Below are 14645 nucleotides of genomic sequence, written 5' to 3'. Positions count from 1 at the left end.
AACAATGGCAAAAAGAGGCATGAATGAAAGAATTCAGAAACTGAGAGAACTGAGTGTAACAACACCGGTACATATCGACTTGGAGAGAGCGAAGATCGAGACAGATTTTTACAGAGAGAATGATGGAAAATATTCTATTCCTGTAATGAGATCTATGGTATTAAAAGAGTATTTCTCCAAGAAGACATTATATCTGGGTGATGGAGAACTGATCGTAGGTGAAAAAGGAAAAGACCCGCAGGCATCTCCGACATTCCCGGAACTTTGTTGCCACAGCGTAGAAGATATGACAGTTATGAGCGAGCGTGACCTTGTATCTTTCCATACAACAGAAGAAGACAGAAAGCTTCAGGCAGAGGAGATCATCCCATTCTGGCAGGGACGCAGCATGAGAGAAAAACTTCTTGCAACTATGACTCCGGAGTGGAATGACTGCTATTCAGCAGGTATGTTCACCGAGTTCATGGAGCAGAGAGGACCGGGACATACATGTGGTGGAGAACAGGTATTTACAACCGGATATATGGATTACAAAGAGAAAATCAAGAAGACAATGGATTCGCTTGATTTCTTAAATGATCCGGAAGCATACGACAAGATGGAAGAGTTAAAAGCTATGGATATTTCCTGCGACGCAGTGATCATCCTTGGCGAGAGATATCATGAATTAGCACTGGAGATGGCTGAGAAAGAAGCTGATCCGGTTCGTAAAGAAGAATTAAAACAGATCGCAGCCAACTTGGAAGTTGTTCCTGCACATGCACCAAAGACATACTGGCAGGCAATCCAGTTATACTGGTTCACACATCTGGCAGTTACAACAGAGCTGAACCCATGGGATGCATTCAGCCCGGGACGTCTTGACCAGCATCTGATCAAATACTACGAGGCAGATACGGAAGCAGGAATTCTGGATGATGATAGAGCAAAAGAGCTGTTAGAGTGCTTATGGGTGAAATTCTACAACCAGCCGGCACCGGTAAAAGTAGGTATCACACTAAAAGAAAGTGCTACATACACAGATTTTGCAAATATCAATACAGGTGGTGTGACGCCGGACGGACGCGATGGAGTTAACGCAGTCAGCTATCTGATCCTTGACTGTATGGACGAGATGAAACTGGTTCAGCCAAACTCTAACGTAACAATCAGCAAGAAGACACCGGCACGTTTCTTAAAGAGAGCATGCGAGATCTCAAGAAAAGGATGGGGACAGCCGGCATTCTACAATACAGAAGCACAGACAATGGAGCTTATCAATGCAGGTAAATCACTGGAAGATGCACGCCGCGGCGGATCTTCAGGATGCGTTGAGACAGGAGCATGGGGAAGTGAAGCATATATCCTGACCGGATATCTGAACATCCCGAAAGTATTCCAACTTACACTTTACAATGGATTTGACAATGAATCCGGCAAACAGCTCGGTCTGAAACTTGGTTATGCAAAAGACTTCAAGACATATGAAGAATTATGGGATGCATTTCAGAAACAGCTGAAACATTTCATCGATATCAAAGTACGTGGAAATAATGTAATCGAGAAATTATATGCAGAGAACATGCCTGCACCGTGCCTTTCAGTTGTAACAAACGACTGTATCAGCAATGCAAAAGATTATAATGCAGGTGGAGCAAGATACAATACAAACTATATCCAGGGTGTAGGTATCGGAACTGTTACAGATTGTATCACAGCAATTAAATATAACGTATTCGATAAGAAAAACTTCACAATGGAAGAACTGATCGAAGCGATGGATCATAACTTTGAAGGATACGATGCAATTTATCGTATGGTACATGATAAGACACCGAAGTATGGTAATGATGATGACTATGCAGATTCTATCATGCAGGATGTATTTAACCTGTACCATGATTTGATTACAGGACGTCCGACTATGAGAGGCGGAAAATACGGAGTAGATATGCTCCCGACAACATGCCACGTTTACTTCGGAGAAGTAATCGGAGCAACTGCTAACGGAAGAAAAGCAAATGTTCCGGTATCTGAAGGTATCTCACCGGAGAAATCCGCTGATACAAACGGTCCTACAGCAGTTATCAAATCCTGCTCAAAGATGGATCACCTTGCAACAGCAGGAACTCTTCTGAACCAGAAATTTACTCCGGATGTTGTAGCAGGAGAAAAAGGACTTGAGAACATGTCCAGCCTGATCCGTAGCTATTTCGCAATGGACGGACATCATATCCAGTTCAATGTCATTGACAGACAGACATTGATCGAAGCACAGAAACATCCGGATGACTACCGCGACCTGATCGTTCGTGTAGCCGGATACAGTGACTTCTTCCGTAACTTAAGCAAACCGTTACAGGATGAGATCATCAACCGTACAGAGCAGTCTTTCGGCTAAGATGCAAAATAATATAAGATATAAGACAGGATATCCGGAAATGTAAAAGTTTCCGGGTATCTTTTTATTGACGCTGCTTGCCAGAAATTTAAATATCAATTATACCTAACGCAGACGAGAGCATTTATAAGTATAGATCAGTATGGAGTTGATGCCTTATTTGCGTACCTTAAAAAGATGGAGAAGTTCCTATTGATAATAATGCCAGTGAACGAGCAATACGAGGATTTTGTATCGGCAAGAAAAATTGGCAGATGATTGACACGATCAATGGTGCCCATTCTTCAGCAATCATTTATAGTATTGCCGAAACTGCAAAGGCAAACAACCTAAAGCCATATGATTATTTTGTATATCTCCTGGAGGAGATTCCAAAACATATGGAACAAAAAGATCGAACCTTTCTTGAGAACCTGTTACCATGGTCTAAAAATCTTCCAGAAGGGATTCGAAAACAACAGTAGCCAAGAACCGCCAATTACGGCGGTTCTCAATTTTTCAATGTACTCGCTGTTGAGCGTTTACTATTTTTCGGTATTCTCTTGGCGAATATCCTTTCAACTTGTGGAAAAGCCGGCTGAAATAAAGCTGGTTATCATATCCGACAATCTTAGAAATCTCATTGATGGAATAAGTTGTTGTTTCAAGTAACATCTGAGCATTGTTGATGCGGATTCCCACAATGAATTGCATTGGTGTAGAACCGGTATATTTTTTGAAATTTCGGATAAACCAGCTGACACTCATGCCTCGTGAGGCAGCATAATCATCAATATTGATATTTTGATTGTAGTTTTCACTGAAAAAGGTAACAGCATTATCCATCTCATGATCAAGGTATTCATTTTTTAATATGTGCTCTCTTGTCAGTTCCCGGTGGAAACTGATCAGAAGATGACGTAGCAAAAGGACAAGCATTTCCTCATAATTATCTTGACAGCGTTGGAGCTCGATAATAATACGCTTGAAAATTTGTTCATATTCATTAGATGTACCAACTTGAAAGACATGTTCTTTATCCGGAAACCCATATTGACGTAAGATATTTTTTACATTGCTTCCTGTGAAGTGAATCCAGTATACTTCTGTCTTATCTTCTCCGTAATATTCATATTTTTGGAGTTCTTTCGGTCTGTACAGTACAATGTTGCCGGCTGGAACAATCGTTTCATTATTTACATTATCAAAATGAAAATGCCCACAACCAGCAGTGATATATATAATCTGATAATCCAGACGACCCCTTGGACGGTAGGTCGGAAGTTTGGGATGTCTGGAAAGACGGTAAGTACCACAGCTACCTACAATCAGCGGACGACTTTTGTCTTTGAAATCCATATGTGAGTGGTTCAAATAACCGGTGTTCAAATACATAGGACAGCACCTCTTTTCGTACTTTTTATCATTGTATCATTTAGTGCATATTTTGTCTAATCCAATTCATAGACATGTTTTGCAGATTAGGATAAGATATATATAGCAAAACAGAGAAACGTAAACATAAAAGTAAAAGACAAGGTTTGCTTTGGAAAAACAAAGTGCAAAAAAATGTATATGTATTGGAGGAGAGCTATTTATGATCGTACCACGTTATTATGAAAATCTAAGCGTACTGCACGAAAACACAATGCCAGCCAGAGCCTATTATATTCCGGCATCCAGAAGAATGGATAACCTGGTGGAGCACAGGGAAGAGTCAGACCGAATGCAGTTATTGAACGGAACTTGGAAGTTCCAGTATTTTAACAGTATCTATGATGTTCAGGAACCCTTCTTTGAGAAGAATTATGATACAGAAAATTTTGATGAGATTCAGGTTCCGAGTGTATGGCAGATGGCAGGATATGACACACATCAGTATACAAACATCAGGTATCCGTTCCCATTTGATCCACCGTATGTACCACAGGATATTCCATGTGGAACATATGCACATACCTTTGTTTATCACAAAGATGAAAATGCACCAAAAGCTTTCTTGAATTTTGAAGGAGTAGACAGTTGCTTTTATGTATGGATCAATGGCTCTTATGTAGGGTATAGCCAGGTTTCTCATATGACCAGTGAGTTTGATATCACCGACCTCCTTCGGGACGGAGAGAACAGCATAGCGGTTCTGGTCATGAAGTGGTGTGATGGTTCCTATTTGGAAGATCAGGACAAATTCCGTATGAGTGGTATTTTCCGGGATGTGTACATTTTGAAACGCCCAAAACAGGCAATCAGTGATTATCATATTGAAACAAGAATTGAGGATATGCTTGCGAAAGTAGAAATTGAAATGAAATTCTACTCTCCCTTAAATGTAAAAATTTCGATTGAAGATAGAAACGGAGCAGTTGTAGCACTAGGAAGTATTGCTGAAGAAGGAACAGCTGTATTAGAAATCGCAAGTCCGGAACTTTGGAATACAGAAAATCCATATCTATATAAACTGATTCTTGAAACAGAGAATGAAGTAATTGTAGATCACATTGCATTAAGAAAGATAGAGATTAAAGACCAGGTTATTTATTTAAATGGACAGAAGATTAAATTCCGTGGTGTCAATCGACATGATTCTGATCCGGTTACTGGATTTACAATCAATCCGGAACAGATTACAACCGATCTTACGTTAATGAAGCAGCATAATTTTAATGCGATCCGTTCCAGCCACTATCCGAACGCACCATTTTTCTATGAAATGTGTGACAAGTATGGATTCATGGTAATAGATGAAGCAGATATTGAAGCTCATGGTCCATTTATGATCTACAGAAAAGAAGACACCGATTACAATCGGTTCAAACGATGGAATGAGAAGATTGCAGATGATCCGGTATGGGAAGAGGCAATCGTTGATCGAGTAAAACTCATGGTGGAACGTGACAAAAACCGTTTCTGTATTGTTATGTGGTCAATGGGAAATGAGAGTGCTTATGGCTGCAACTTTGAAAAAGCACTGGAATGGACAAAGAATTTTGATCCAGACCGTATCACACAATATGAGAGTGCAAGATACCGTAATTATGATGAAACATATGATTACAGCAATCTGGATGTGTACAGCCGGATGTATCCGGCGCTTTCCGAAATTCAGGAATATCTGGATAAAGATGGAAGCAAACCCTTCCTTTTGGTAGAGTACTGTCACAGTATGGGAAACGGACCTGGAGATTTTGAAGATTACTTCCAGATGATTCAGGATAATGATAAAATGTGCGGCGGCTTTGTCTGGGAATGGTGTGACCATGCGATTGCTCATGGAACTGCTGAGAATGGAAAGACTATATATGCTTATGGGGGAGACCATGGCGAAGAAATTCATGATGGCAACTTCTGTATGGATGGATTAGTATATCCGGACAGAACGGTACATACAGGACTTTTGGAATACAAGAATGTTTATCGCCCAGCAAGGGTTATTTCCTATGACAAAGAAAGCGGAGAACTGGTGCTTCATAACTACATGGATTTTGATGACTTGAAAGATTATGTGAAGATCAGTTATGAACTGACGCAGGACGGGCTTGTAATCAGCAAAGGTAAACTTCCAGAAGTTTCAGCAGCACCACACAGTGAAGGAAAAATAAACCTTAAAATCAATGTACCAGAGAGTGGAAAATGTTATTTAAAATTTATTTACCATCTGAAAAAGGAATTGCCACTGTTGGATGAAGACCATATTCTTGGATTCGATGAAATTGAGGTAAGCAAAGACGGTGCAAAATGTAAACTTGCTGAGAAATGGCTACAAAAAACAGCAGTGGACTCTGAGTTACAGGTAAATGAAAATGATACACAGATCCATATCAAGGGGCGTGAATTTGCTTATACCATAGACAAACGTACTGCACTCTTTACAGAGATGAAATTCGCAGGTCGGGAATATCTGAACCACCCGATGGAATTAAATATCTGGAGGGCACCAACAGATAATGATATGTACATCAAGTCTGAATGGAAGAAAGCCCATTATGATAAAGCTTATACAAGAGCTTACACGACAGAGGTCGTGCAGGGAAAGCATGGTGTGAAAATTATAAGCCATGCATCCGTTGTGGCAGAGACAGTACAGAAGATTCTTGATGTGACGATCACATGGAAAATAGAAGCTGCTGGAAAGATTGATGCAGATATTGCAGTAACAAAAGATGATGAATTTCCGGACCTGCCAAGATTTGGTGTGAGGATGTTCCTGGATAAAAAACTTTCAGCTGCACGATACTTTGGAATGGGACCACAGGAAAGCTATTGTGACAAACATCAGGCTGCGAGCCACGGTTTGTATCAGACAAATGTAGATGATTTGCATGAGGATTATATTCGTCCACAGGAAAATGGAAGCCATTATGATTGTGAATATGTAGAGCTTAACAACAACCGATATGGAATTGTGGTCTCTGCGGAAAATGCCTTCTCATTCAATGCTTCTTATTATACGCAGGAAGAACTTGAGGAGAAAACGCATAATTATGAATTGACAGAATCAGATAGTGTAGTATTTTGTGTTGACTATGCACTAAATGGCATTGGTTCTAACAGTTGTGGTCCAGTTGTATTGGAGCAGTACCGATTTGATGATGTATTATTCCGGTTCCAGTTTACACTGATACCGTATATAAAGGGATAATAAAGTTTCATGTAACCCGTAAACAAGGAAAGCGATTCTAAGTGCGATGAAGATGAGGAGCAAAGAAATTCGATGGAAGAAAAAAAGTATTTGAAATGGTATAACAAAATTGGATATGGATCAGGCGATATTGCAGGTAATGTAGTCTATGCGTTCCTGACATCTTTTATGATGGTCTATTTGACGGACTCAGTAGGACTTGCTGCAGGTGTCGTAGGTACCCTGATTGCCGTATCAAAACTATTTGATGGTTTTACGGATATATTTTTTGGATCAATGATTGACAAAACACACAGTAAAATGGGGAAAGCGAAGCCATGGATGCTATACGGATACATTGGTTGTGCCATTACGCTGGTCTGCTGCTTTGCAGTACCAGTCAGCTTTGGAATAACGGCTAAATACGCATGGTTCTTTATTTCTTATACACTGTTAAATGGTGTGTTTTATACAGCAAACAATATTGCTTACTCAGCACTTACGTCACTGATTACAAAGAACAGCAAAGAGCGTGTGCAAATGGGATCTTACCGTTTTATTTTTGCATTTTCAACAAGTCTTCTGATTCAGGCGATTACAGTTGGATTTGTAGATAAATGTGGTGGAGATGCTGCGGCATGGAGAACGGTTGCTATTATCTATGCAATCATTGGTCTTGCCGTAAATACGATTTCAGCACTTTCTGTTAAGGAACTTCCTGAGGAAGAACTTAACGAAGGAGAAGTAAAGGATGATAATGAAAAGTACGGAATGGTACAGGCATTCAAGCTTCTTGTTAAAAACAAATATTACATGATGATTTGTGGAACATATATTTTACAGCAGTTATATGGTGCCATGATTGGAGCTGGCATTTATTACATGACATGGGTACTGAAAAATAAGAATTTGTTTGGACAATTTGCATGGGCAGTAAATATTCCACTGATCATTGCCCTGCTTTTCACACCGACATTAGTTGGTAAGTGGAAAGGTATGTATAAACTGAACTTAAGAGGTTATATCTTAGCAGTCATCGGTAGAGCACTTGTTGTTGTTGCAGGATATATGGGCAGTGTTCCGCTGATGATGGCATTTACAGCTCTTGCAGCTTTAGGTCAGGGACCATGGCAGGGAGATATGAATGCAGTTATCGCATCCTGCTCTGAGTACACTTATCTTACACAGGGAAAGAGAATTGACGGAACGATGTACTCTTGTACTTCTCTTGGCGTAAAAATCGGTGGAGGTATTGGAACTGCTGTTGCTGGATGGCTGCTTGAGTTCAGTGGATATATCGGAACAAATGCAACTCAGCCGCAGTCTGCACTTGATATGATGCAGTTTATGTATCTGTGGCTTCCGTTAATCTTTGATGTATTGATTATGTTTGTACTTTCAAGAATGAATGTAGAAGATGCAAATAAAAAACTGAAAGCAGAAAAAGGAATTGCTGCAGATGAAGTAACAGATGCATCAGACATAAATTAGAATTGACAGGAGAAAGCGTTGTCTGGTCATTGCTCGATGAGACAGTGCTTTTTTCTATATATAAAGTGATTGAACTGTATTTTGAAAATAAAAAAGGACCACTTCATTTTTGTGAAATGGCCTTAAGAAAATATTCAGTGTAGAATACTAAAAGGTCATTCAGATATTTTTTTAGGTTGCTCATTTGCAATTCCTCCTTTTCTCATTTACAAGTTGATTATAAGATAGGTGTAAAAGGATTGCTTGCTAAATCGAAAGAAGATATAGACAAATGTTGCAAAGGGGAGTATTTCATGCAGTTAAAATATGTTGACACAAAAGAGGAAATCATAGCAATAAATAGGAAATCAAAACATATTGAACCACATCTTCATAATGCACTGGAGATCGTTTGTGTAACAAGTGGAGCATTAGAAATTGGTGTCGGACAGGAACTATACCATATGGAAAAAGGAGATATAGGCTTTGTATTTCCAGATGTTATTCATCACTATCAGGTACTGACACCCGGTGTAAATAAAGCGACTTATCTGATTGCATCGCCATTTACGATAGCAAAATTTGCAGATATCATGCAATCCATGGCTCCTGAATACCCAATCATCAAAGCGGAAAAGGTTGAACCGGAGGTATATAGGGTTATAAATGCAATTTTAGAGACAGAACAGTCGGATATTACTGTTGCTCAGGCATATCTTCAAATTGTGTTGGCACGCTGCATAGGAAAATTAAATTTGGTAGAAAAGAGTAATGTGGGGAGCAACGATCTTATTTACCAGACAGTTTCCTATATATCAGCAAATTTTAAGAAGAAATTTTCGCTGGAAAAGATGGCAAAAGATCTGGGGGTGAGCAAATATGTTTTATCCAGACTCTTTTCCAAAACATTCCATAGAAACTTTAATCAATATCTTAACGATGCAAGGCTGAACTATGCATGCCATCGTTTGGAAAATACGAGTGATTCTATTACAAACATTTGTCTGGATAGTGGATTTGAAAGTCAGAGAACATTTAACCGAGTATTTAAAGAAAGATATAAAATATCACCGAGTGATTATCGGAGTATTTGTATGAAAGAGATGTTGTCATAAAAGGTTCTGTTGATAGAAATATTTACTTTGATTTCACAGTACTATGTATTTGATTTTATGTGTGGATGATATAATATAAAAATATTTGTAGAAAATAGCGCTTTATTTTATTATGAAAAGAGCAAGGTGTATTCTAAAGAAACAAGAAAGGCAGGGCGCATATGAACATGAGAGGGACTTGATGTGCCAGAAGAACATTTTTACACCAGCGCATTAGAAATACTATAAAGACTTGTTGAAATCCTTGGATTTGCCTGATATTCATTTTCACCAGTTGAGAAATACCTATGCAACTATTTTGCTGAAGAATAGCTTTAATTCAAAAGGTGTTTCGCATTTATTGAAGAAGTTATTCCAAAAGAGCGGAAAGATCAGTATTATGATTATTCAGAAGTGATTGAAATAGACTTAATCCTGGAGGAATATTTCAACGCAGCATGATAAAAAATAGAATAGTAGTAAGATAGAAAAGTACAAATGAGAATCGAACATTTGTACTTTTTTCTTACCTTCATCTATATACTTTCAAAAAAATGTCTGATATAATAGGGAATGTTACAAGAACAAACAGTAAAAATATGACAGAACCGGAGCCTGGTATCATCAGGTATTTCCGAGTGCTGTTTTATCCGCAAATATGAATTTTGTGACTTTTATTCGTAACGAGGTGAGAAACACATCTATTCACCATAAAATAAGCTTTTCGTTACGAATCTGGATACGAATTTTTGGCTGATAATGATCATAGTAAAAAAGTTCACAGAACTTTTTCAATCGCATAAATGCGATTAAAAGTCACATCTTATTGAACATTAGTAGTTCAATAAGCATGAATGGAGGGAGTTACCATGAATGCAGAAAAAGGACATTCGCAATCCGCTGACAATAGGCAGCTACTTGCTCATAAAAGCAGCCCGCAGGACGGACATGCTTTTAAATTAAAAGCCCCATATAAGCCAACCGGAGACCAGCCACAGGCGATAGCAGAGCTTGTAAAAGGGTTCAAGGAAGGCAATCAATGCCAGACTTTACTAGGGGTTACGGGTTCTGGAAAAACTTTTACGATGGCAAATGTGATTCAGCAATTACAGAAGCCGACGCTTGTCATCGCTCATAATAAAACACTTGCAGCTCAGTTATACGGAGAGTTCAAGGAGATGTTCCCCGATAACGCAGTGGAATATTTTGTCTCCTAGCATGAGAAAGTCACAAAACGGGTAGTATTTTGTGGTATGTGGGTGGTTGAACATCCAGATGTTGTGGAAGTGGTAGTGGTGAGAGTATAGGTGAAAAGCGGGTGGATGAAGAGGTTTTGTGACTTTTCATCGCCTGCTTTTTTGATTATAGAATTTGAAAAAATTAGTGTATAGGGGTTGAAGAGATGATATGATAAAATATGAAGATTTGCCAGTTGAATTAAAAAAATTATATTTATATTTGAGATAGAAAATTAAGTGAGAACTGAAATAAATAAGGAAATATAGGTGATGATGTTATGAATGGTATCTTGAAACTTGCAAAAAAATATTCCAAACAATATCATTTGAGTCTTCTTCCGTGTGAAGATTCAAACAATCTTTTGTGCAATCTAAATTTTTTATATGATGAAAAATGGGAAAATCAAAATTCTTATCCATATGAAATATTGACATATCTCTTTGACAGTTATTATGTTTTGCCTCAAAGACCAGATTTAGCAGCTTTGTTTTGTTGGCAAGCCATTAATCATTCATACTATGTGCAACAATTAGGTGATAATAGTATAGGATTTTGCGTGGATACAAAAGGTGTTGAACTTGTTAGGGAGGCTCTTTTGGCTGAATGGAATAACAGGTATAAGGCAATTTTGGAACCGTTTTTGTTGAAATTACCAATGAAGACTTTTCATTATGTCGCATCATATTTGTTAAAAGGATATGCAATGGAAAGTGCGGGGATTGCGGAAAAATATAGAGCATCGTCATATAAGTCTTTGAAAGGGAAAATCCCTGTGTTATCAGATATTTTGATTAATTCTTATGGAAATGTATATAACCAGATTGCAAATCCAGTGGTTGTGGGAAATAAAGTGGATTTAGGAATTGATAATTTGAATAAAGAAAAGAGTCGGGCAATAACACATAGTTTTGCAACGAAATTAAGAAAACTTGTGAAAGGCGATGAAGTAGAAATTACATTTTCTGACATAGCAAGAACAAAAAAGAGATATAGTTTTACAGAAGAGGAAAGACTTTCATTTGTTTTATTTGGTATTCTTTATGCTTCAAGATGTAATAATTTTCACGGGAATGTTGCGGCTCGAATGAATAGCATTAATGCCAATAAAGAGACGTTTGAGATGTATACAGATATTTTTTTGACGGAGTATATTATATTAGCGATACATATGCATAGTCAGGGAATATTATCTGATGCGGCGCTAGATAAAGTTAAGAGAAATGTGGAATTAATGATATAAATAAGACATTGAGAAAAGATAAAATGCAGCGGGAATACATACATGAAAATTTGTAATTGAGAGGAATGATGATAATGGATAAAATTGAATTGTCAAAACATAAAAAACAAGGAGATACATTGTATACACCATTTACCTCCCCAAGCGGTTTGGGGGCAAAATTAAGTCTTTCCAGTTGGGCAAGGTGTTGGTTGCCTGAATTTCTTTGGATTGGTTTAATTATCCGTAAGCAAGGGAGAAAAAAGGGTTTTGAAAATATGTATCATATAATTGAAGAGTTAAAAGACGAAGACATGGTAATTCCACAACTATCAAAGATTTTCGGATTATCCGCGGAACAGCAGAGAAAATATTGGTCAATAGTAACACGATATGTGGAGAAAAATATATTGTTGCCTTTAACAGTGGTGATTACTTCGGATATAAATGAGACTTTTTATGATTCTTTTTATGATTTTTCAATAAATGTTGATGAAAACATTTCGGAACTTTTGAATATTGCAAAGGAGACTAATAGATTTCATGATGAGTTGAGTACCGATATATGTTTTATAGTTGATTGGTTTTACATACAGAATGGGAGATTGTATATTTCAAATGAAATAGATATAGTTCCTACAGCGTTATCAGAATATTATAAATGCAATCATGAAGATGAAGCTATGAGAATATATAGACCTGTTATTAGATCTACATTCCAAGGGTTGTGCAATTTAGATTGTAGTAAGGAGTTTTCTGAGAAAATATGGAAAGTATTGGGGAAGATTTCAGAATGTAATCCTTTGGTAATAGTATGGGATGAGGAGAAGGAAAAAATGGAATTCTACGAGATTGCAAAGCAAACAATTGAATATTTCGCTGCAAATAATGAAGATAAGAAGATGGAAACTAAATATTCCGTAATCATGGGGATGACTTGTTATATTTACAGAATATATCAAGAAATTATAGAAAAACAGATGCAGAATAATATTAGCGGAAGGATTCTATTTAGAACAATGTTGGAGACATATATCAATTTAAAATATATGATGCAACAGGAAGATGAAGTGCCAGATGTTTATGATAGGTTCAAGGCATATGGAAATGGTAAGTATAAATTAGTAATGGCAAAGTTACGTGAGGAGAAATATACTGTATCGGATGATTCGCAGATTGATGAAAGAATAATGGAATTAATGGTGAATGAAGATATGGATGAAGCTTTTGTCAATATAAGTATTGGGTATTTTGATAAAACAAGTGTTAGGGCTAAATTTAAAAAATGTGGCGAAGATGAACTATATGAAATATATTACGAATACGCCACTAATTTTGCACATGGTATTTGGGGCGCAATTAGAGAATCATCCATGCTAATTTGCGACAATCCGGCACATATATATCATTGTGTACCAGATTATCATGCTGAACAGAATTTGCGTAGTGTGTTAAGTGATTGTGAAATGGTTATGAAGAAGACATTTGAAGCTATTGCAGATTATATAGAATTTCCGGAGTTTTATAATATTTAGTTAAATCCAAGGGGTGATATAAATGGTTGAATTGAAAGCTATAAAGCGAATCATGAATAATTATAGGATTTTGCTTGAGAGATATGAAGAAAAACTGGAAAGTTTTACTGTATCAGATTATAAAAGATTAATTGGTGAGGTAAAAATGTTCTGGTATCGAAATAGGAAAAGTATAGAGTACTTTGTCTCTCATATTACGGAAGATGACAAAGTGGCTTTCCTTGCAGGAGCAGTTCGCCTGGATATTGTGAGTAATGGACATTATGAATATATTTTGGTGGGGAGAGTCAGATTGATAAATGAACCACTGTTAAAAATGGCTATTTTATATAATGGTACGGAGGATGAAATTAATTTTGAATACACAAACCAATATGTGAAGGAGTGCATTCGAGATATATTGCTTTTACTTAGAGAATATACAGATGATTTTTATATCTTGCCAATAGAATATATTACAGTTAATAATGGGGAAGCTTATCATTTGGCGTTATCAAAAGCTGCTGAAAATATGATTCTCTCGATGTTTTCAACGGAATATAATGATATTCAGGATTTTTATGCAAAGAATGAAACATATGAAGATATTGAAAATAATTTATTACCACAAATAAAGAATCAGTTGATATTTGATGGGGTGGAAGATATTAAGATGCCATTGAGAGATAGATGTACTAATTATTTAAAATCAAATGGTCATATTATGCCTATGATGAAAAATATGAGTGAGGCACAATTATTTTATTTACTTGTAGTGCAATTTTGCATGCAAACAATTGATATAGTAATGGTTATGGATATCTATCATATGATTCCATTTATTAGAAATGATGTTACTTTTCAGTATTTTACTATACTCTCCCAGTCGAATTTATCAAGCAAATTTACAAAACAAAAATATTTGAATACATATATTCCATATGTTGTTCAGAAAGCTTTCGATTTTTCAGATAAGGAATACGGTTTTGTGAAATTACATATGGGAAATGGAAAGATGACTGATGCGATTATTAATGCGATTGAAGAAGAAAGAATTCCACTTCCGGGAGAAATTGTGAAGTGTGTTGAAAGTTATATGAGTTCTGTTGAATAAAGCCATGTTGTCAAAAATGTA

General features: G+C 37.0%; 8 protein-coding genes and 2 pseudogenes. 9 read left to right on the top strand and 1 reads right to left on the bottom strand.

All coding sequences use genetic code 11. From position 1 onward, the window contains the following. Positions 1–4: 4 nt before the first annotated feature. The gene (gene hypD, locus DWY31_RS05090) at positions 5–2380 is read left to right on the top strand and encodes a trans-4-hydroxy-L-proline dehydratase (RefSeq protein ID WP_117538119.1); all 2376 of its coding nucleotides are present in this window, start codon (positions 5–7) and stop codon (positions 2378–2380) included. A gap of 176 nt (positions 2381–2556) precedes the next feature. Next, positions 2557–2844: pseudogene (locus DWY31_RS05085) on the top strand (transposase domain-containing protein); the annotation flags it as partial. A 34-nt stretch (positions 2845–2878) separates the two neighbouring features. Here DWY31_RS05085 and DWY31_RS05080 read toward each other — a convergent pair. Continuing rightward, complete coding sequence (locus DWY31_RS05080) at positions 2879–3754, bottom strand: AraC family transcriptional regulator (protein WP_118519693.1); 876 nt, start codon at positions 3752–3754, stop codon at positions 2879–2881. Positions 3755–3956: 202 nt separating this feature from the next. Between DWY31_RS05080 and DWY31_RS05075 the strand changes: the two genes are divergently transcribed. The 7 genes and pseudogenes from DWY31_RS05075 (at position 3957) to DWY31_RS05035 (ending at position 14624) form a co-directional block, all read left to right on the top strand. Beyond that, a complete protein-coding gene (locus DWY31_RS05075) occupies positions 3957–6995 on the top strand; it encodes a glycoside hydrolase family 2 TIM barrel-domain containing protein (protein WP_118519692.1) in 3039 nt (1012 codons plus the stop codon). Positions 6996–7067: 72 nt separating this feature from the next. After that, the gene (locus tag DWY31_RS05070) at positions 7068–8465 is read left to right on the top strand and encodes an MFS transporter (protein ID WP_117538122.1); all 1398 of its coding nucleotides are present in this window, start codon (positions 7068–7070) and stop codon (positions 8463–8465) included. A gap of 293 nt (positions 8466–8758) precedes the next feature. Continuing rightward, entirely contained in the window at positions 8759–9559 is an 801-nt protein-coding gene (locus DWY31_RS05065) for a helix-turn-helix transcriptional regulator (RefSeq protein WP_118519691.1), read from the top strand. 833 nt (positions 9560–10392) lie between these two features. Continuing rightward, positions 10393–10752, top strand: a pseudogene (locus DWY31_RS05050) (DEAD/DEAH box helicase family protein); the annotation flags it as partial. A 302-nt stretch (positions 10753–11054) separates the two neighbouring features. Further along, positions 11055–12017, top strand: a complete 963-nt coding sequence (locus DWY31_RS05045) for a hypothetical protein (protein ID WP_006426197.1) — start codon at positions 11055–11057, stop codon at positions 12015–12017. Between the two features lie 74 nt (positions 12018–12091). Further along, entirely contained in the window at positions 12092–13531 is a 1440-nt protein-coding gene (locus tag DWY31_RS05040; RefSeq protein WP_243060422.1) for a DUF5677 domain-containing protein, read from the top strand. Positions 13532–13553: 22 nt separating this feature from the next. Further along, positions 13554–14624 carry a hypothetical protein gene (locus tag DWY31_RS05035; protein WP_117559169.1) on the top strand — a complete coding sequence of 357 codons (1071 nt, stop codon included), beginning with the start codon at positions 13554–13556 and terminating at the stop codon, positions 14622–14624. The last annotated feature ends 21 nt before the right edge of the window (positions 14625–14645 follow it).

Origin of the sequence: Dorea sp. AF24-7LB, assembly GCF_003478575.1 — a bacterium.
Lineage (GTDB): Bacteria > Bacillota > Clostridia > Lachnospirales > Lachnospiraceae > Dorea_D > Dorea_D hominis.
This window is presented reverse-complemented; position numbering and strand designations above follow the sequence as displayed.

What these genes read in the sequence shown, in the direction of transcription:
- hypD (WP_117538119.1), top strand. Translation starts at nt 5, where the DNA reads ATGGCAAAAAGAGGCATGAATGAAAGAATTCAGAAACTGAGAGAACTG.
- DWY31_RS05080 (WP_118519693.1), bottom strand. Translation starts at nt 3,754, where the DNA reads ATGTATTTGAACACCGGTTATTTGAACCACTCACATATGGATTTCAAA.
- DWY31_RS05075 (WP_118519692.1), top strand. Translation starts at nt 3,957, where the DNA reads ATGATCGTACCACGTTATTATGAAAATCTAAGCGTACTGCACGAAAAC.
- DWY31_RS05070 (WP_117538122.1), top strand. Translation starts at nt 7,068, where the DNA reads ATGGAAGAAAAAAAGTATTTGAAATGGTATAACAAAATTGGATATGGA.
- DWY31_RS05065 (WP_118519691.1), top strand. Translation starts at nt 8,759, where the DNA reads ATGCAGTTAAAATATGTTGACACAAAAGAGGAAATCATAGCAATAAAT.
- DWY31_RS05045 (WP_006426197.1), top strand. Translation starts at nt 11,055, where the DNA reads ATGAATGGTATCTTGAAACTTGCAAAAAAATATTCCAAACAATATCAT.
- DWY31_RS05040 (WP_243060422.1), top strand. Translation starts at nt 12,092, where the DNA reads ATGGATAAAATTGAATTGTCAAAACATAAAAAACAAGGAGATACATTG.
- DWY31_RS05035 (WP_117559169.1), top strand. Translation starts at nt 13,554, where the DNA reads ATGGTTGAATTGAAAGCTATAAAGCGAATCATGAATAATTATAGGATT.